An 18,406-nucleotide genomic window follows, 5' to 3' on the forward strand; every position below is an offset into this window, starting at 1 on the left:
CGCTGTGGCGACCCATTAATTGAAGCGACTAATTAGTTATTCTTCAAGCAGTTTTTGCAGAAGAACACCATTTAGCATCGCGCGCTTGATCATTGCAAATGCCCCCATGGCTGGTTGTGAGTCCAGCTGGGAAGCGACGATCGGCAGGCCGGTGTGGAAGGTAGTCAGTGACTGGCTCTCCACATTGCGGCGAATCGCCGGGAATACCAGCTCTTCTGCGTGGGTAATATCACCGGCAATCACGATCTTCTGCGGGTTAAACAGGTTGATCGTAATAGCGATGGCTTTACCCAGCTGATCGCCCACCTTGACCAGGCTTTGTCTTGCCAGTTCGTCACCATCCAGCGCGTGCTGACACACCGCATCAATGGTCAGTGGCTCAACGCCGGCCAGGCTGGAGTTGTGACCCTGGCTCAGTCTTGAACGCACCCGCTCAAGAATTGCCGGGTTAGAAGCCACGGTTTCCAGACAGCCAAAGTTGCCGCACTGGCACTTGTCGCCCAGCGGGTCAATCTGGATATGCCCGATTTCACCTACGTTACGGTTAAAGCCAAGGAAGACCTGACCATTAACGATAATACCGGCACCGGTACCCCGGTGAACGCTGACCAAAATGGAATCCTGACAGTCCTGACTGGCACCAAAGTAGTGCTCCGCCAGTGCCATACCCCGGACATCGTTGCCGACAAAGCATTCCACCCCGAATGCGTCGTGCATCAGTTCAACCAGAGGGAGGTTGTCGATGTCAGTGTTTGGCATGTATTCCACTACACCCGTTTCAGGATTGACCAGACCAGGCAGTGAGACACCGATAGCGATAAGCTCGTTGATGTCTGCCTGATTCTCTTCAATAAAGCGACGGGTATGTGGGATAAGACCATCGATGAGGTCATTTTGGTTGGAGTAACTGAAGTCAACATGTTCGCTGCACAGCTCCTGGCCACCCAGGTTGTACAGACTGAAATGAAGGTAATCTCGACCGATCCGGACAGCAACAGAATGGAAAGGGTCGACTTCAGTGGTTAACGAGATGGCTCTCCGGCCACCGGTAGAAGCTTGTTGCGCGACCTCTTTAATGAGGCCGCGTTCAAGAAGCTGGCGGGTGATTTTAGTAACACTTGCAGGGGCAAGCTGACTGACATCGGCCACCTGGATCCGGGAAATCGGGCCCTGCTGGTCGATCAAGCGGTAAACCGCTGCGCTATTTAGTTGTTTGACTAAGTCAACGTTACCTATTTGTCCGCCATTCATACTTAGTTTTGCTCGTATTGTCCGTTTACAACAGTCGCTTTGACGCTGAAGTTACGGTCAAATACAGCCAGGTTTGCAACCATGCCTTTTTTAACTCGGCCAAGTTTATTATCAAAACCAATTGCTCGGGCAGGATAAAGAGTGGCCATTCGCAGAGCTTCGTCCAAAGCGATACCAACGTGCTCAACTGTATTCTGAACCGCTTCGATCATGGTCAGAGCTGAGCCGCCAAGTGTGCCGTTTTCATCTACACACTTGCCATCACGGTAATATACTTTCTTACCAACAAAAATAAAGTAATCCATGTCAGCGCCTGCCGGAGCTGTGGCATCGGTCACTAATACCAGCTTTTCACCCTTAATTTTATGGGCGATACGGATGTTCGCGTAGTCGACGTGGAAACCATCGGCGATCACACCGGCATATACGTCCGGAGTATCGTAGATTGCACCTACCACACCTGGTTCGCGGCCGGCCATTGGCGTCATCGCATTGAACAGGTGAGTGGCGAACGTAATACCAGCTTCAAAGCCCTGACGCGCTTCGGCATAAGTCGCGTTGGTGTGGCCAATCGCAACGATGATGCCTGCATTGCGCAGCTTCTCAATGTGAGCCGGGTTATTTTGTTCCGGAGCCAAAGTCACTTTGGTTACCACATCGGCGTTTTCGCAGATGAAGTCGATCATCTCTTCATCTGAACGGCGAATGTAATCCACGCTGTGGATACCTTTCTTCATCACGTTCAGGTAAGGACCTTCCAGGTGCAGACCCAGTGACTGGTTCTGTTTCTCTGCCTGATACTCACGCGCAGCTTTGATTGCATCGCGCATGTTTTCGTCAGACGAGGTGATCAGGGTCGGCAGGAAGCTGGTACAACCGGACTTCAGGTTCGCCTGATGCATGATTTCGATAGCGTTGGGCGTAATGTCGTCATTGAACATCACACCGCCACAGCCGTTCAGCTGCAGGTCGATAAAGCCCGGGCTGACGTTAGCGCCGTCCAGGTCAACAGTTTTAATATCCGAAGCAAGTTCTGATACAGGGCAAACGGCGTGGATGTTCACGCCGTCGATCACAACGGCGTGGTTCTCCAGTACGTCGCTACCTGTGTAAATTTTACAGTTTGTCAGCGCATACATCTTAAAGTTTCCTTACTTCAGGTCTTTCATGTTTTCAGCTTCCAGCTCGCGGAAGTATTTCACGGTCTTCACTTTCAGTTCCTGAGTAGACGGTTCGTCACACACGATAACCGACTTAGGGTGAAGCTGCAGGGCAGATACGGTCCACAGGTGGTTCACGCTGCCTTCAACCGCGGCTTCCAGAGCCAGTGCTTTGTTGTGGCCGGTGATCAGGATCATCACTTCTTCAGAGTCCAGCAGAGTACCAACACCTATAGTCAGTGAGTATTTTGGCACCTGGTTCATGTCGCCGTCGAAGAAGCGTGAGTTCGCGATACGGGTATCTTCAGTCAGGGTCTTGATACGGGTACGTGAAGAGAGAGAAGAAGCCGGTTCATTAAACGCAATGTGACCGTCGTTACCTACGCCACCCATGAACAGGTTAATTTTGCCGTAAGATTTGATCTTGTCTTCGTAGCGTTTACATTCTGCTTCGTGGTCCTGTGCGTTACCATCCAGCAGATTGATGTTTTCTTCCTGAATATCAATGTGATTGAAGAAGTTGTTATACATAAATGAACGGTATGACTCAGGGTGGTCAGCCGGAAGGCCCACGTACTCGTCCATGTTAAAAGTTACAACGTGTTTGAAGCTTACTTCGCCAGCTTTATAAAGCTCGATCAGACGCTTGTATGTGTTCAGTGGAGTGCCACCGGTAGGCAGACCAAGCACAAACGGACGCTCCGCAGTAGGCTTGAAAGCATTGATACGATTAACAATGTGACGAGCAGACCACAGGCCAACATCTTGCGCGCTATCTAAAGGAATAAGTCTCACAGTGACACCTCAATTTTGTTTAACAACGGGTTAAATTTTATTGCCGCCTGGCAATTTTTTCGAATAATAAAATAAGTTTTATGATCTCGCTAGCAAAATCGTTTACATCGACCCCAAACAGGTGACTATGATCACAAATGAAAAGGTTTTAATTTGCGGGGCAAAATTAATGGCATAAACTGACCCTGACTAAATTGAACGGCCAAAATAAGTGGTCTGTTCAGGTCCAAAACAAAATCCTATAGGGGGAACTTAAGGTGAACATTCTCGGATATGCGCAGAAGCTGGGTAAAGCATTGATGCTTCCTATCGCAACGCTACCAGTAGCGGCGCTTCTACTACGTTTGGGTCAGCCTGACCTGTTTGACATTCCATTTATGGCACAGGCGGGTGGTGCGATCTTCGGTCAGCTTCCACTGCTGTTTGGTCTGGGTATCGCAGTTGGTCTTGCTAAAGACGGCTCTGGTGCAGCAGGCCTGGCAGGTGCAGTAGCGTACTTCGTACTGACTGCAACTGCGACAACAATTGATGCAAGCATCAACATGTCATTCTTCGGCGGTATCTTCGCCGGTATCATCGCGGGTCACGCATACAACGCGTTCCACGCAACCCGTCTTCCAGAGTGGCTGGCATTCTTCTCAGGCAAACGTCTTGTGCCAATCATGGCTGGTCTGTTTGCGCTGGTAGCGGGTGCGGTTTCTGGTGTGGTATGGCCTTCAATCCAGGGCGGTCTTGACGCACTGGCGCACGCTGTATCTACTTCAGGCGCTGTTGGTCAGTTCGTTTACGGTACTCTGAACCGTGCTTTGATCCCTGTTGGTCTGCACCACGTACTGAACTCTTACTTCTGGTTCGGCATGGGTACCTGTCAGGAAATCGCTGTAGCAGCAGTTCCTGCCCTGAACGGTGCAACTCAGCTGTGTATCGACCCTGAACTGGCGAAAACTCTGGTTGCTGGTAACGAGTACACCTTCGAGTTTGCTAACTCTGTAACTCCTGAAATCACTACTGTGTTCGAAGGCGTTAAAGAAACTGTTAAGTCTGGTGACCTGCACCGCTTCTTCGGCGGCGACAAAGGCGCTGGCGTATTCATGAACGGCTTCTTCCCAATCATGATGTTCGGTCTGCCTGGTGCGGCTCTGGCAATGTACTTCGCTGCTCCTGCTGAAAAACGTCATCAGGTTGGTGGTGCACTGTTCTCAGTAGCATTCTGTTCATTCCTGACCGGTATCACTGAGCCACTGGAATTCATGTTCGTATTCCTGGCACCAGCACTGTACGCTCTGCACGCAGTATTCACTGGTCTGGCTCTGGTAGTGGCTAACATGTTCGGTACTCTGCACGGCTTCGGCTTCTCTGCAGGTCTGATTGACTTCGTACTGAACTGGGGTCTGGCAACCAAGCCGGTAACTCTTCTGGTAATCGGTCTGGCATTCGGTGCTCTGTACTTCTTCACTTTCACCTTCGCAATCCGCGCATTCAACCTGAAGTCGCCTGGTCGTGAAGACGATGACGAAGAAGTTGCAGCTGACCAGGGTGAAGCTGGTAAAGGTGACCTGGCTCGCCAATACCTGAAAGCTCTGGGTGGTCACGAGAACCTGACTACTATCGATGCATGTATCACCCGTCTGCGTCTGACTCTGAAAGACCGCTCTCTGGCTGATGAAGCTGTACTGAAGAAGCTGGGTGCGAAAGGCGTAGTTAAACTGGGTGAAAACAACCTGCAGGTTATCCTTGGCCCACTGGCTGAGATCGTTGCTGGCGAGATGAAAGGTATCTCTCCATCAGAAGACCTGACAGACGTTAAACTGCCTTAATCCACGCGATTAACGCGATAACACTTCAAATGCCTCCCGTCCGGGAGGCATTTTTCGTTCGAATGGAAAGAAAAATAGCAATTTCCGCCGATATTCAGTTGTGTCTCTGGTCAAATTTGTGGATCATTAGCCCCTATATATTCTGACAATACTGAAAACTTAGAGGTGTTTAGATGAGTGAAGCTGAGGCTCGTCCATCGAACTTTATCCGCCAGATCATCGATAAAGATCTGGCCGAAGGTAAACATACCAGCGTGCACACCCGCTTTCCGCCGGAACCAAACGGCTACCTGCACATTGGTCACGCAAAATCCATCTGTCTGAATTTTGGTATTGCTCAGGACTACCAGGGCCAGTGTAACCTGCGTTTCGACGACACTAACCCTGAAAAAGAAGATATCGAATACGTTGAGTCGATTAAGAACGACGTGCACTGGCTGGGCTTCGAGTGGAGCGGTGAGATCTGTTACTCATCAAACTACTTTGACAAGCTTTACGGCTACGCGGTGGAACTGATTAACAAAGGCCTGGCGTACGTAGAAGAGCTGAGTCCTGAGCAAATCCGTGAGTACCGTGGCACCCTGACCCAGCCTGGTAAACACAGCCCGTACCGCGAGCGCAGTGTTGAAGAGAACCTGGCGCTGTTTGAAAAAATGCGCGACGGTGGTTTTGAAGAAGGCAAGGCGTGTCTGCGTGCCAAGATCGATATGGCGTCACCATTTATGGTAATGCGCGATCCTGTGCTGTACCGCGTACGTTTCGCTTCTCACCACCAGACCGGTGACAAGTGGTGCATCTACCCGATGTATGACTTCACTCACTGTATTTCGGATGCGCTGGAAGGCATTACGCACTCTATCTGTACGCTGGAGTTCCAGGATAACCGTCGCCTGTACGATTGGGTACTGGACAACATCACCATTGATTGCCAGCCACGTCAGTACGAGTTCAGCCGCCTGAACCTGGAATACACTGTGATGTCCAAACGTAAGCTGAACCAGCTGGTGACCGAGAAACTGGTTAACGGCTGGGACGATCCGCGTATGCCAACTATTTCAGGTCTGCGTCGCCGCGGCTTCACTCCGGCTTCTATCCGTGAGTTCTGTAAGCGTATCGGTGTGACCAAGCAGGAGAACATGATCGAATACGGTTCTCTGGAATCCTGTATCCGTGATGACCTGAACGAAAATGCACCACGTGCGATGGCGGTTCTGGATCCGGTTAAAGTGGTTATCGAAAACTTCGAAGGTGAAGAGACTCTGACGGTTTCTAACCACCCTAACAAACCAGAAATGGGCGAGCGTGAAGTGCCGTTTACCCGTGAGCTGTACATCGAAGCGGAAGACTTCCGTGAAGAAGCGAACAAGAAGTACAAGCGTCTGGTACTGGGTAAAGAAGTACGTCTGCGCGGCTCATACGTGATCAAAGCAGAACGTATCGAGAAAGACGAAGACGGAAACGTAACCACCATTTACTGTACTTACGATCCGGAAACCCTGGGTAAAAACCCGGCAGACGGCCGTAAAGTGAAAGGCGTTATCCACTGGGTATCGGCTGAGAAAGGTGTACCTGCGGAAGTGCGTCTGTACGACCGTCTGTTTACCGTACCAAACCCGGCTGCGGAAGCTGACTTCCACTCAGTACTGAACCCTGAGTCCCTGACTGTTTGTCAGGCGGTGGTTGAACCAGGTCTTGCAGATGCGAAAGCAGAGCAGGGCTATCAGTTCGAGCGTACCGGTTACTTCTGTGCAGATTCGAAAGAGTCGTCTGCAGAGAAGCTGGTCTTCAACCGCACAGTGGGTCTGCGTGACACCTGGGCAAAAATTGAATCCAAATAATTTCTGTATGAGCCGCGCGAGTGGCTCATAAGAGAAGACGAAAAAAAGCCAGCATAGTTGCTGGCTTTTTTATTGTCCGTAACCTGCGCTTACTTTGGTTTGTGCGCGTCAGGGTTGTCTTTGCAGCTGCCGTCGCCACATTTACCGTAAAGGTACAGGCTGTGGTTGGTCAGCTCGACATTGAATTTCGCTGCGATCTCTTTCTGACGTTGCTCAATTACGTCATCAGAGAACTCGATCACTTCGCCGCAGTCCAGACACACCAGATGGTCATGGTGGTGTTGGCTGGCCAGCTCAAATACTGATTTTCCGCCTTCAAAGTGGTGGCGGGTTACGATACCTGCATCATCAAATTGGTTCAGTACCCGGTATACGGTTGCCAGACCGATCTCTTCGCCCAGATCAATCAGCAGCTTGTACAACTCTTCTGCACTGATATGTTGGCAATTTGGTTGTTGCAGCACTTCTAAAATTTTAAGTCGCGGAAGAGTGACTTTAAGTCCGGCATCTTTCAGTGCCTGGTTATTATCTGACATAGTCTTTCCTGTCGTGTTCTGCAGCAAATACAGAAGTCGTAGTTGATGTCCATTATAGGCGACTCACCGGTAACATTAAACCACGAAGTTCAAAGGGTTAATAAATCAAAGCTTGTAAATCGGTATCAAATCACGGATATTGAAGTCTGACCAGTAACAAATGATTAACATTGGACGTTATGAATAAGCAGCTTGCAAGGGTCTACAAGCCCGGAATTGTTAAATTCGCTCTTAATATCTGGCCACCGTTCTGGGGAGCCGGAATTAAGATCCTCTCCATCAGCGAGGATTTTCGCCAGGTCAGGATGCGACTCAAATTGCGCTGGTGGAACAAAAACGCTAACCGGACCCAGTATGGCGGCAGCATCTTTTCCCTGACCGATCCGGTGTACAGCCTGATGCTGATGGGGATCCTGGGAGAGCAGTATTATGTGTGGGATAAGGAAGCGAGTATTAACTTTATCGCGCCGGGCAAGTCTGATCTGTACGCTGATTTTGACGTCAGTGAGGGGCAGGTGGACAGCATTTATCAGCAGACGCTGGCCGGAGACAAGTGCTTTCCGGAGTTCATTATTCACGTCAAAGACGGGGAGGGGAACGTGGTTGCCGAAGTGCAGCGCAAGCTGTACGTGAGGAAGAAGCCACAGTACCGGGAGCCGGATATGGATCAAGCGGCATAATACCAGTCTGCATAATTATCTGGTCGCCCTTGCTGGTTAAACCCGCTGTTTTCAGCGTTGGAGATTTTGTAATTAGCACCACTAGTTACGGCAATCTCCGCCTTGAAAACAACGGGTTTTCCTGCGCAAATGGCTGACCTGCTACTTATTCCGACTGGTATAAAAAAACCTCCCGCAGGAGGTTTTTTCGAAATGCGTGACGCTTAGTCTTCCAGCTCAGCCAGACACATCTCATCGTAGATTTGGGTAGCCCACTTGTTCACACGCTCTTCGGTCAGTTCTGGCTGACGGTCTTCGTCAATACACAGGCCAACGAACTGGCTCTCATCGCCTTCAACCAGCGCTTTAGACGCTTCAAACTCGTAGCCTTCGGTTGAGGTATAACCGATGATGGTGCCACCTTTACCTTCAACGATGTCGCGAATGGTGCCCATAGCGTCACAGAAGTATTCAGCGTAGTCTTCCTGGTCACCACAGCCAAAGATCGCAACCAGTTTGGTTGAGAAATCAACAGCTTCCAGTTCAGGGAAGAAATCATCCCAGTCACACTGAGCTTCGCCGTAGTACCAGGTAGGGATGCCCAGCAGCAGCAGGTCGAAGTTATCGATGTCTTCTTTGCTGCTCTTTGCGATGTCCTGAACGTGAACCAGTTTTTTACCCAGTTGTTTTTGAATCATCTTAGCAACGGCTTCGGTGTTACCTGTGTCGCTGCCGAAGAAGAGTCCTACACTTGCCATAGAGTTGTTACCTATATTCGAGACGGTTTACCAGCCATTGGCGGATAAACGGGATAGTTAAAACAAAAGTGTCTGTCTGCTGCTCAGCCCAGCCCTGAACCTTCCCAGCTCAGCTGGATAAGTCCTTTGGCTACAAAGCCGGCACAGCCCAAAAACAGAACCAGCCATACAATTCTGCGACCAAATGGAGGCACATTGCCCTGCTTAAGTACGTCTTTGATTGCCATGCCGATCAGAAAGAAGACCGAAGCGAACAGCAAATCCAGGCCGACAGACTCGAGCAGATTCATGTAGTCGTAGAGCATGACATTCCTTGTTGTCTATTTTGCTGGCCGCACTATACCATTGATAACCGCGTGTCGCCAAATTCCGAGCGCCAGTTCGCGATGCTAAATTGCTAATCAATAAAGCGCCGGATCACCCGCAATACATCAGCCGGTTTTTCTGCGTGCAGCCAGTGGCCGGTATTGGCGATTACATGCGCTTTTGCTGCCGGGAACTGTCTCTGCACGGCTGGCTGGTGCTCTGCGGTGAGATAGTCAGAGTCCGCCCCTTTGATAAACAGGGTAGGGCAGGTGACCGGGCTGACTTCATCCCAGCCCAGGATGTTCCAGTAGTTCTTTTGGATAGCGCCGACATTAAAGCGCCAGTCAAGGTGTGCTTCCCTGCGATGGAGCGACTTTCCGAGAAACTGGCGTACCCCCTCCATCTCAATATGCTCACTGAGGAGATCCATCGCCTGAGTCCGGTTCGCCGGCGGCTGGTCGATCACGGCCTGAAGGCCGGCAAACACATTGTCGTGTTTTGCGTGAGGGTAGGAGACCGGCGCCATATCCAGTACCACCAGATGAGAAACAGCCGCGCCGAGACGCTCTGCCATTTTCATCACCACTTTGCCGCCCATGGAGTGACCGACAAGGATCACCGGGGACAGGTTCAGGCTGGTGAGCAGCTGACAGACATCATCTGCCATGACGTTGTAGTCGTGCACGTCACTGTGGAATGAGCGGCCGTGGTTACGAAGATCCAGGCTCAGCACCTGATGATCTTTTGCCAGATCGCGCGCCAGCAGACCAAGATTATCCAGGCTGCCGAACAGGCCGTGAACCAGTACCACAGATGGCCCCTGACCTTCGAGTTTGTAGTTGAGCATTGAAGACATGGTTTGATTGTTTGTTGTGATTTGTGCGTCAGCTTAGCACGAAACCATAGCGCAGGATCCTGGCTTTTTTGCGGATCCCAGAGTGGTCCGTTTCGGGCTTTGGGGATAAAAAAACGCCATACTGGCGGATATTTAAACGCATAAGATCAATTAGCGGGTGGAAAGCAGCAAGAAAAATGGCTAGTGGAATGGTCATCCGTTTTAAAGTCAGTATAATTCCTTAAAGTTTAAAAACAGAGATTGTGAAAAGCGAATGAAAACAATTGAGGTTGATGAGGATCTATACCGCTACATTGCCGGTCAAACCCAGCATATTGGTGAAAGTGCATCTGACATACTGCGTCGTCTGCTGAACGTGGATGGCAACCAGCCAGTGGCAGTTGCGCCTGCGCCTAAGCAGCCTGCAAAACCAGGTATTGTCGTCAGTAAAGATGCCGGTAACGATCAACCTGTCGACAGCGTGAAAGCGATGCGTTCACTGCTGATTTCTGATGAAATGGCTTCAAAAGAAAAAGCTATCGACCGTTTCCTGCTGGTCCTGACTACTCTGCATTCGGTCAATCAGGCCAGCTTCGCTGAAGCGACTCTGGTGAAAGGCCGCACGCGTGTTTACTTTGCCGATAACAAAGAGACCCTGCTGGCGAGTGGCAAAACCACCAAACCAAGACAGATTCCGGATACACCGTTTTGGGTGATCACCAATAACAATACCAACCGCAAGCGTCAGATGGTGGACCAACTGATGAACCGGATGGGATTCCAGGGTGACTTAATCGAAAAGGTGTGCAATTCGATTTAACTTACACACAAACCAAACCTCATAATGACCCGATTGTCAGTATGAGGTTTTGTTTTATGTGACTTATAAAAAGCAAATAAGGATATAAAATGGCTATTCATCCTCGCGCCGGGCAGAAAGCTCAGCAAGAAGATCTACATAATATTCCAGCGTTGGTAGCAAACTACTTCTTACTTCAGCCTGAAGCCGGCAACCCTGCTCACAAAGTTGAGTTTGGTACTTCCGGTCACCGCGGTACGGCAGACAAATCGACTTTTAATGAAAACCACATTCTGGCAATTGCCCAGGCGGTAGCAGAAGTGCGTGCAGAAAAAGGCACCACTGGTCCGCTGTTCGTTGGTAAAGACACTCACGCACTTTCGGAGCCGGCTTTCTCCAGTGTGGTTGAGGTACTTATCGCTAACGGCATTGAAGTGATCGTACAGCAGGATAACGGCTTTACTCCGACTCCGGGTATCTCTCACGCTATCCTGACTTACAACCTGGCGAACGAAAAGAAAGCGGACGGCATTGTTATCACGCCGTCTCACAACCCGCCGCAGGACGGGGGTATCAAGTACAACCCGGTTCACGGTGGTCCGGCAGAAGCTGAGCTGACCCAGGCAATTGAAGACCGCGCCAACGCGCTTATCGCTGAAGGCCTGCAGGGCGTGAAGCGTATGCCGCTGGCAGAAGCCAAAGCTTCTTCACTGCTGACTGAGATGGATCTTGTTAAGCCATATGTTGAAGACCTGACTAACGTTATTAACATTGAAGCGATCCAGAAAGCGGGCCTTAAACTGGGTGTTGACCCACTGGGTGGCAGTGGTATCGACTACTGGCGTCAGATCCGTGACCACTTTAACCTGGACCTGACCCTGGTCAGCGAAGCGGTAGACCCTTCTTTCCAGTTTATGTCTCTGGATAAAGACGGCGTAGTGCGTATGGATTGTTCATCGCCTTACGCGATGGCTGGCCTGCTGGCACTGAAAGACGACTACGACCTGGCGTTTGGTAACGACCCTGACTATGACCGTCACGGCATCGTAACCCCTAAAGGTCTGATGAACCCGAACCACTTCCTGGCGGTATGTATTGATTACCTGTACCGTCACCGTGAAGGCTGGGGCAAAGATGTAGCAGTAGGCAAGACTCTGGTATCAAGCGCGATGATCGACCGCGTGGTAGCAGACCTTGGCCGCGAGCTGTGTGAAGTACCGGTTGGCTTTAAGTGGTTTGTAGATGGTCTGTACGAAGGCCGTTTCGGTTTTGGTGGCGAAGAGAGTGCGGGCGCTTCATTCCTGCGTCTGGACGGCACGCCATGGTCTACCGATAAAGACGGTATCATTCTGTGTCTGCTGGCGGCAGAAATCACCGCAGTGACCGGTAAGAACCCTCAGCAGTACTACGATGAGCTGGCGGCGAAGCATGGCGACTCAAGCTACAACCGTATTCAGGCAGTAGCGAATGGCGCGCAGAAAGACGTGCTGAAGAAGCTGTCTCCTGAAATGGTGTCGGCTCAGACTCTGGCAGGTGATGAGATCACAGCACGCCTGACGCACGCTCCGGGTAACGGCGCGGCGATCGGTGGCCTGAAAGTGACTACAGAGAACGGCTGGTTTGCAGCCCGTCCGTCTGGAACCGAAGACATCTACAAGATCTACTGTGAGAGCTTTAAAGGTGAAGAGCACCTGAAAGCAATCGAGCAGGAAGCTCAGCAGATCGTAAACCAGGTATTTGCAGACGCTGGTCTGTAATTCTCCGGAAGATATGAAAAGCGGCGTCCATTCGGGCGCCGTTTTTTTTGTGCCGGTATTACTGCCCTGGCCAGCGATCCGGGACGATAAACCAGAACCGGCCCAGCCTGTCCTGGCAGTGAAGCGGGCGATCCTGCCAGCTTAACGGCATACAGTTATCAAAGGCCGTGAGACCGGCAGGCCAGTCCGGTTTGGCCAGTGGCCACAGCTCTGCAGGTGCTTTAGTCAACTGGGAGTAATAACACCAGTATCCGTCCACGCAATCAGGATTGAGTTTATAGCCGAGACACTCCGTGGGAATCACCTGCTTCTCAAACGGATTGATACAGAGCCTGCCCTGCATCAGCAGGCGGCGCTTGTCCACGTTCCATGGATACTGAGCCCGGAATGGTGCTGAGTCTGACATAGCCAGCTGGTGGCTGAGCATTCTTTCGAGCTTGATATCCAGTCTGTCTCTGGCGTTGGGGCCATACCATTTTCCGTGATGAAGAAGATAGAACTTGATCGCCACTTCCCAGTGCTCAATCTGGCCGGTGGCAAGGTTACGCACGATAAAATCGATCGCCCCCCGGGTACGGCCGTTTTCGGAGAGCTGAATCTCATCACCGAGCAGCTCATAGTCCGGGCTGGCGATAAACAGCTGTTTACACCATTCCTGATAGAGAAAGCCGAGCCTGGGGTGAGTGGCTTCAGGCACACCGGCACACGCCGTTGCAGATGAAAACGGCGCTCTGGCGGTAATGTTTCCCTGGCCGGTAAACAGCGCCGGGCGGCGCACAATCCAGTCACAGAGCGGATTAACGGTTTCCATAGTCTGGTATATACTTGGCTCCATCGCGATGTGAAACGGAATAAACAATGAATAACTTACAGCTGGAAGCGGTACTGAATCAATACCTGCAGCCACACCTTATTAAAGACTACTGTCCGAATGGCCTTCAGGTTGAGGGCGCAGAGCAGGTCAATAAAATCATTACCGGCGTGACGGCCTCTCAGGCACTGATTGACGCGGCGGTTGAGCGCGGTGCAGACGCCATCCTGGTTCACCACGGTTACTTCTGGAAAGGGGAGCCTGAACCGATTAAAGGGATGAAAGGCCGCCGTATCCGTACCATGATCAAAAACGACATCAATCTGTACGCGTATCACCTGCCGCTGGATATTCATCCTGAACTTGGCAATAACGTTAAGCTGGCACAAAAGCTGGGTATCACCCTGGAAGGCGGTCTGGAAGGTCACGAGCAGTCTGTGGCCCTGTACGGTTCATTTGACGCGCCTGTGAGCGCTCAGGAGCTTGAGAAGCGTATTGCGGATGCCTATCAGCGTCAGCCTCTGCATATTGCGACAGAGAGCGGTAAAGAAATTAAGACGATTGGCTGGTGTACCGGTGGTGGTCAGGACTTTATCGAACTGGCAGCTTCACACGGGCTGGATGCGTTTATCTCCGGCGAGATCTCAGAGCGCACTACTTACACTGCCCGCGAGCTGGATATTCACTACTTCTCAGCCGGCCACCACGCGACTGAGCGGGATGGGGTGAAGTCACTGGGAGAATGGCTGGCGAAAGAGCACGGCTTTGACGTGGAGTTTGTGGATATTCATAATCCTGTTTAAGTGAGGCATACAGACAGGTGTATAAAAAACGGCGCTGAATCAGCGCCGTTTTTAGTTGTCATTACAGTATTGCTGTGCGGGAATTAATCCCTTTCATGCAGCGGCTGGAAGTCGCGCATGGTCTGGCCGGTGTACAACTGACGTGGACGGCCGATACGGTTGTCCGGGTCGCGGTGCATTTCGTTCCAGTGAGCAATCCAGCCCACAGTACGGGACAGGGCGAAGATTACGGTGAACATGGAAACCGGAATGCCGATCGCTTTCAGAATGATGCCTGAGTAGAAGTCCACGTTCGGGTAGAGTTTCTTCTCAACAAAGTACTCATCAGACAGGGCGATACGCTCCAGCTCCATTGCCACGTCCAGCAGTGGGTCCTTGATGTTCAGTTCATTAAGCACCTCATGACACGCTTCGCGCATAACGGTCGCACGCGGGTCGTAGTTCTTGTATACCCGGTGACCAAAGCCCATCAGACGGAACGGGTCGTCCTTGTCTTTAGCTCTTGTCACGTACTCAGGGATGTGGTCCACAGAGCCAATTTCTTCCAGCATACGCAGACAGGCTTCGTTTGCACCGCCGTGTGCCGGTCCCCACAGGGAAGCGATACCTGCAGCAATACAGGCGAATGGGTTGGCACCTGAGGAGCCCGCCAGACGCACGGTAGAGGTCGAAGCGTTCTGCTCGTGGTCAGCGTGCAGGGTGAAGATCTTATCCATCGCACGGGCAACCACAGGGTTTACCACGTACTCTTCGCACGGGTTGGCAAACATCATGTGCAGGAAGTTTTCTGCATAGCTGAGGTCGTTGCGCGGGTAGATGAATGGCTGGCCAATAGAGTACTTGTAACACATGGCGGCCAGGGTTGGCATCTTGGACAACAGACGGTATGCCGCGATCTCGCGGTGCGAGTCATTGTTGATGTCCAGCGAATCGTGGTAGAAGGCCGCAAGGGCACCGACCACACCACACATGATCGCCATCGGGTGGGCGTCACGACGGAAGCCGTGGAAAAAGCTCGCAATCTGCTCGTGCACCATGGTATGGCGGGTCACGATTTGTTTGAATTCCTGATATTGCTCGCGGTTCGGAGCTTCTCCGTTTAACAGGATATAACAGACTTCCAGGTAATCTGCATTGTTGGCCAACTGGTCAATCGGGTAGCCGCGGTGAAGCAGGATACCTTTATTGCCGTCAATGTAAGTGATTTGAGATTCACAAGATGCAGTGGCAAGAAAACCTGGGTCAAATGTGAAGTATCCATTGGCTCCCAGCTTACGAACGTCGATTACTTCAGGGCCTGCAGTGCCCCCCAGAATCGGAAGTTCGACAGGCGCTAGTCCTTCTATATGAAGGGTCGCTTTCTTATCTGCCATAACACTCTCCTTTGTCTTTTTATTAATCCATCCAGGATATATGTGTGCCATTTTTGTACTGGCTTATGTAAGTAAAGTCAATTTTTCTCCTGTTTTGTGTGCACTTGTTTGAATTTTTTGCGAGTGAAAAGTTAAAAATCTGTTCTATGTATCATAATTTGTTACGTTGATTGTATTAAGATGTTACGGCCCGTATAGTGGCGCAGAAAATCTTGCTGAAGACCCGGTAAATTCAGGGTTTAAAAGAAAGTTTAGCACAAAATATTACGCCCTGAAGTTAACAGCCTGATTACACTTGTGGCCCGTAAAAAGCGTCACAAAGGTTAAAATGGTGTTAATTTTTGAGCGGTTGACAGCAAAATTGGTAAATAACGATAAATGCTCAATGGAGCTGAGTGAGCGAGCCCGTGAAAGAAAGAAAGTCAAGACCAGTAAATCTGGATTTGCAGACCATTCGCTTTCCCGTCACAGCTATCGCGTCGATTTTGCACCGGGTCGCCGGTGTGATCACGTTTGTAGCGGTGGGAATTCTGCTATGGCTGCTGTCCCTGTCCCTCTCATCCCCGGTTGGTTTTAAGGAAGCGGCTGATATTGCCGACAGCTTCATTGTGACCTTTATTCTGTGGGGAATACTGACCGCCCTTGCGTACCACATCGTTGGTGGATTAAGACACCTTGCGATGGACATGGGCTATTTTGAAGAGCTGGAAAGCGGCGCGATGAGCGCCAAAGTCTCGTTCGGTATTACTGCGGTGTTATCTCTGCTGGCGGGGGTACTGGTATGGTAAGAAATGTCTCTTCTTTCGGCCGTAACGGTGTTCATGATTTCATCCTGATCCGCGCTACCGCGGTCATCCTGACGCTTTACACCCTGTATGTGGTTGGTTTTTGCGCGCTGAATGACATCAGTTATCTCTCCTGGACCGGCTTCTTCGACAGCACCTTTACCAAAGTCTTCACCATGCTGGCGCTGGTTTGTGTATTGATCCACGGCTGGATTGGCCTGTGGCAGGTGCTGACGGATTACATTAAGCCCACGATGCTGCGCGGGGCGCTGCAACTGGTGGTGGTGACCATACTGCTCGGCTATTTCTTCTCTGGTCTGTTTGTTTTGTGGGGTGCTTAAGTGACTATTCCTGTACGTGAATTCGATGCCGTGGTGATCGGCGCTGGTGGTGCGGGTATGCGCGCTGCCCTTCAAATTTCTGAGCAGGGCCTGAGCTGCGCCCTGCTGTCTAAAGTGTTTCCAACCCGCTCACATACCGTGTCTGCGCAGGGCGGTATTACTGTCGCGCTGGGGAACTCCCATCAGGACGACTGGCAATGGCACATGTATGACACGGTAAAAGGTTCTGACTACATCGGTGATCAGGATGCGATCGAGTATATGTGTAAGACCGGCCCGGAATCGGTGATCGAGCTGGAGAAAATGGGCCTGCCGTTTTCCCGTTTCGATAACGGCTCTATTTATCAGCGCCCGTTTGGCGGCCAGTCAAAAGAGTTTGGCGGAGAGCAGGCGGCGCGTACGGCTGCGGCCGCTGACCGGACCGGCCATGCTCTCCTGCACACCCTGTACCAGCAAAACATCAAACACAAAACCACCATCTTCTCGGAGTGGTACGCTCTGGATCTGGTGAAAAACCAGGACGGCGCGATTCTTGGCTGTACCGCTTTGTGTATGGAAACCGGCGAGATCTGCTACTTCAAATCCAAAGCAACCATTTTAGCGACCGGCGGGGCAGGGCGTATTTACGCTTCTACCACCAACGCGCATATCAATACCGGAGATGGTGTAGGTATGGCGCTGCGCGCAGGCGTACCGATGCAGGATATGGAAATGTGGCAGTTCCACCCAACCGGTATCGCCGGTGCCGGGGTACTGGTCACCGAAGGTTGTCGTGGTGAAGGTGGCTACCTGCTCAACAAAGATGGCGAGCGCTTTATGGAGCGTTACGCACCAAACGCCAAAGACCTGGCCGGCCGAGACGTAGTGGCCCGCTCTATGATGATTGAAATTCGCGAAGGCCGTGGCTGTGATGGTCCGTGGGGGCCGCATATCAAGCTCAAACTCGACCACCTTGGCAAAGAGGTGCTGGAATCGCGTCTGCCGGGTATCTGTGAACTGTCACGTACCTTTGCTCACGTAGATCCGGTTAAAGAGCCGATCCCGGTTATCCCGACCTGCCACTATATGATGGGTGGCGTGCCGACTCAGGTATCGGGCCAGGCGCTGAAACAGAGGGCTTCTGGCGCGGATGTGGAAGTACAGGGGCTGTTTGCCTGCGGTGAGATCGCTTCGGTATCGGTACACGGTGCTAACCGTCTGGGTGGTAACTCTCTGCTTGACCTGGTGGTGTTTGGCCGTGCAACCGGTTTGCATCTGGGCGAAACCCTGGCGGCTCAGGCGGAAGCGCGCCCGGCAACCGAATCGGACATTGAAGAGTCGCTGGCCCGTACCATGCGCTGGGAAAACAGCACCGGTGGCGAAGACCCGGTTCAGATCCGTAAAGACCTTCAGACCTGCATGCAGAACAGCTTCTCGGTGTTTCGTGAAGGGGATGCGATGGCGACCGGCCTGGAAGAGCTAAAAGTTATCCGCGAGCGCCTTAAAGACGCCCATCTGGCAGACAAATCTTCTGAGTTCAACACTCAGCGTGTTGAGTGTCTGGAGCTGGATAACCTGATGGAAACCGCATTTGCTACGGCAGTGGCGGCCAACTACCGTACCGAGAGCCGTGGCGCTCACGCCCGCTTTGACTATCCTGAACGTGATGATGAGAACTGGCTGTGCCATTCAATCTACAACCCGGAGAACGAGCTGATGAGTAAACGCGAGGTCAATATGACCCCGGTGCACCGTGAAGCGTTCCCGCCGAAAGTGCGTACTTACTAAAGGGAGGACAACCAG

General features: G+C 51.5%; 18 protein-coding genes. 9 read left to right on the forward strand and 9 right to left on the reverse strand.

Annotation, left to right across the window (positions count from 1 at the left end):
- Positions 1-36: 36 nt before the first annotated feature.
- Genes nagC through nagB form a run of 3 tightly spaced genes read right to left on the reverse strand, consistent with a single transcriptional unit; the run spans position 37 to position 3,206 of the window.
- On the reverse strand, positions 37-1,251 hold the full coding sequence (gene nagC / locus ACVB80_RS20195) for a DNA-binding transcriptional regulator NagC (RefSeq protein WP_481083088.1): 1,215 nt from the start codon (positions 1,249-1,251) through the stop codon (positions 37-39).
- Between the two features lie 2 nt (positions 1,252-1,253).
- Complete coding sequence (nagA, locus tag ACVB80_RS20200; protein ID WP_481083089.1) at positions 1,254-2,390, reverse strand: N-acetylglucosamine-6-phosphate deacetylase; 1,137 nt, start codon at positions 2,388-2,390, stop codon at positions 1,254-1,256.
- A gap of 12 nt (positions 2,391-2,402) precedes the next feature.
- Entirely contained in the window at positions 2,403-3,206 is an 804-nt protein-coding gene (nagB, locus tag ACVB80_RS20205; RefSeq protein WP_481083090.1) for a glucosamine-6-phosphate deaminase, read from the reverse strand.
- Between the two features lie 257 nt (positions 3,207-3,463).
- Between nagB and nagE the strand changes: the two genes are divergently transcribed.
- Together nagE and glnS are read left to right on the forward strand one after the other, a co-directional pair.
- Positions 3,464-5,023: an N-acetylglucosamine-specific PTS transporter subunit IIBC gene (gene nagE, locus ACVB80_RS20210; RefSeq protein ID WP_481083091.1), complete on the forward strand. Its 1,560-nt coding sequence runs from the start codon at positions 3,464-3,466 to the stop codon at positions 5,021-5,023.
- Positions 5,024-5,196: 173 nt separating this feature from the next.
- The gene (gene glnS, locus ACVB80_RS20215; RefSeq protein WP_481083092.1) at positions 5,197-6,861 is read left to right on the forward strand and encodes a glutamine--tRNA ligase; all 1,665 of its coding nucleotides are present in this window, start codon (positions 5,197-5,199) and stop codon (positions 6,859-6,861) included.
- A gap of 89 nt (positions 6,862-6,950) precedes the next feature.
- Here glnS and fcrX read toward each other — a convergent pair whose 3' ends face one another.
- Entirely contained in the window at positions 6,951-7,397 is a 447-nt protein-coding gene (gene fcrX / locus ACVB80_RS20220; RefSeq protein ID WP_481083093.1) for a ferric iron uptake transcriptional regulator FcrX, read from the reverse strand.
- Between the two features lie 179 nt (positions 7,398-7,576).
- Between fcrX and ACVB80_RS20225 the strand changes: the two genes are divergently transcribed.
- A complete protein-coding gene (locus tag ACVB80_RS20225) occupies positions 7,577-8,077 on the forward strand; it encodes a DUF4442 domain-containing protein (RefSeq protein ID WP_481083094.1) in 501 nt (166 codons plus the stop codon).
- A 203-nt stretch (positions 8,078-8,280) separates the two neighbouring features.
- Here ACVB80_RS20225 and fldA read toward each other — a convergent pair whose 3' ends face one another.
- The 3 genes from fldA to ACVB80_RS20240 form a co-directional block, all read right to left on the reverse strand.
- Complete coding sequence (gene fldA / locus ACVB80_RS20230) at positions 8,281-8,814, reverse strand: flavodoxin FldA (protein WP_481083095.1); 534 nt, start codon at positions 8,812-8,814, stop codon at positions 8,281-8,283.
- Positions 8,815-8,897: 83 nt separating this feature from the next.
- Complete coding sequence (locus tag ACVB80_RS20235) at positions 8,898-9,119, reverse strand: DUF2788 domain-containing protein (protein WP_481083096.1); 222 nt, start codon at positions 9,117-9,119, stop codon at positions 8,898-8,900.
- A gap of 92 nt (positions 9,120-9,211) precedes the next feature.
- Positions 9,212-9,976, reverse strand: coding sequence for an alpha/beta fold hydrolase (locus ACVB80_RS20240; protein WP_481083097.1), 765 nt, complete (start codon positions 9,974-9,976; stop codon positions 9,212-9,214).
- Between the two features lie 253 nt (positions 9,977-10,229).
- Here ACVB80_RS20240 and seqA point away from each other — a divergent pair, with 253 nt between their 5' ends.
- Both seqA and pgm read left to right on the forward strand, forming a co-directional pair.
- The gene (gene seqA, locus ACVB80_RS20245) at positions 10,230-10,775 is read left to right on the forward strand and encodes a replication initiation negative regulator SeqA (protein WP_481083098.1); all 546 of its coding nucleotides are present in this window, start codon (positions 10,230-10,232) and stop codon (positions 10,773-10,775) included.
- Positions 10,776-10,864: 89 nt separating this feature from the next.
- Positions 10,865-12,511 (forward strand): phosphoglucomutase (alpha-D-glucose-1,6-bisphosphate-dependent), encoded by a 1,647-nt coding sequence (pgm, locus tag ACVB80_RS20250; protein WP_481083099.1) that lies wholly within the window; start codon positions 10,865-10,867, stop codon positions 12,509-12,511.
- Positions 12,512-12,569: 58 nt separating this feature from the next.
- On the opposite strand, the gene ACVB80_RS20255 is transcribed toward pgm, so the two are convergent.
- Positions 12,570-13,322: a DUF1853 family protein gene (locus tag ACVB80_RS20255; protein WP_481083100.1), complete on the reverse strand. Its 753-nt coding sequence runs from the start codon at positions 13,320-13,322 to the stop codon at positions 12,570-12,572.
- A 47-nt stretch (positions 13,323-13,369) separates the two neighbouring features.
- On the opposite strand from ACVB80_RS20255, the gene ACVB80_RS20260 reads away from it, so the two are divergent.
- A complete protein-coding gene (locus ACVB80_RS20260) occupies positions 13,370-14,125 on the forward strand; it encodes a Nif3-like dinuclear metal center hexameric protein (protein WP_481083101.1) in 756 nt (251 codons plus the stop codon).
- Between the two features lie 83 nt (positions 14,126-14,208).
- On the opposite strand, the gene ACVB80_RS20265 is transcribed toward ACVB80_RS20260, so the two are convergent.
- Positions 14,209-15,498, reverse strand: coding sequence for a citrate synthase (locus tag ACVB80_RS20265; protein ID WP_481083102.1), 1,290 nt, complete (start codon positions 15,496-15,498; stop codon positions 14,209-14,211).
- A gap of 395 nt (positions 15,499-15,893) precedes the next feature.
- Between ACVB80_RS20265 and sdhC the strand changes: the two genes are divergently transcribed.
- Genes sdhC through sdhA form a run of 3 tightly spaced genes read left to right on the forward strand, consistent with a single transcriptional unit; the run spans position 15,894 to position 18,391 of the window.
- Positions 15,894-16,286: a succinate dehydrogenase cytochrome b556 subunit gene (gene sdhC, locus ACVB80_RS20270; RefSeq protein WP_481083103.1), complete on the forward strand. Its 393-nt coding sequence runs from the start codon at positions 15,894-15,896 to the stop codon at positions 16,284-16,286.
- The gene (gene sdhD / locus ACVB80_RS20275; RefSeq protein ID WP_481083104.1) at positions 16,280-16,624 is read left to right on the forward strand and encodes a succinate dehydrogenase, hydrophobic membrane anchor protein; all 345 of its coding nucleotides are present in this window, start codon (positions 16,280-16,282) and stop codon (positions 16,622-16,624) included. The genes sdhC and sdhD overlap by 7 nt, the downstream gene beginning before the upstream one ends.
- Positions 16,625-18,391 (forward strand): succinate dehydrogenase flavoprotein subunit, encoded by a 1,767-nt coding sequence (gene sdhA / locus ACVB80_RS20280; protein ID WP_481083105.1) that lies wholly within the window; start codon positions 16,625-16,627, stop codon positions 18,389-18,391.
- Positions 18,392-18,406: the final 15 nt, after the last annotated feature.

This window comes from Vibrio sp. 9-16B-A1 (assembly GCF_056726165.1).

Bases quoted from the DNA above. Each gene is read 5' to 3' on its own strand.
- sdhD (WP_481083104.1), top strand. From the start codon at position 16,280: ATGGTAAGAAATGTCTCTTCTTTCGGCCGTAACGGTGTTCATGATTTC.
- seqA (WP_481083098.1), top strand. From the start codon at position 10,230: ATGAAAACAATTGAGGTTGATGAGGATCTATACCGCTACATTGCCGGT.
- fcrX (WP_481083093.1), bottom strand. From the start codon at position 7,397: ATGTCAGATAATAACCAGGCACTGAAAGATGCCGGACTTAAAGTCACT.
- ACVB80_RS20255 (WP_481083100.1), bottom strand. From the start codon at position 13,322: ATGGAAACCGTTAATCCGCTCTGTGACTGGATTGTGCGCCGCCCGGCG.
- ACVB80_RS20235 (WP_481083096.1), bottom strand. From the start codon at position 9,119: ATGCTCTACGACTACATGAATCTGCTCGAGTCTGTCGGCCTGGATTTG.
- ACVB80_RS20265 (WP_481083102.1), bottom strand. From the start codon at position 15,498: ATGGCAGATAAGAAAGCGACCCTTCATATAGAAGGACTAGCGCCTGTC.
- ACVB80_RS20260 (WP_481083101.1), top strand. From the start codon at position 13,370: ATGAATAACTTACAGCTGGAAGCGGTACTGAATCAATACCTGCAGCCA.
- ACVB80_RS20240 (WP_481083097.1), bottom strand. From the start codon at position 9,976: ATGTCTTCAATGCTCAACTACAAACTCGAAGGTCAGGGGCCATCTGTG.
- glnS (WP_481083092.1), top strand. From the start codon at position 5,197: ATGAGTGAAGCTGAGGCTCGTCCATCGAACTTTATCCGCCAGATCATC.
- nagC (WP_481083088.1), bottom strand. From the start codon at position 1,251: ATGAATGGCGGACAAATAGGTAACGTTGACTTAGTCAAACAACTAAAT.
- pgm (WP_481083099.1), top strand. From the start codon at position 10,865: ATGGCTATTCATCCTCGCGCCGGGCAGAAAGCTCAGCAAGAAGATCTA.
- nagA (WP_481083089.1), bottom strand. From the start codon at position 2,390: ATGTATGCGCTGACAAACTGTAAAATTTACACAGGTAGCGACGTACTG.
- fldA (WP_481083095.1), bottom strand. From the start codon at position 8,814: ATGGCAAGTGTAGGACTCTTCTTCGGCAGCGACACAGGTAACACCGAA.
- ACVB80_RS20225 (WP_481083094.1), top strand. From the start codon at position 7,577: ATGAATAAGCAGCTTGCAAGGGTCTACAAGCCCGGAATTGTTAAATTC.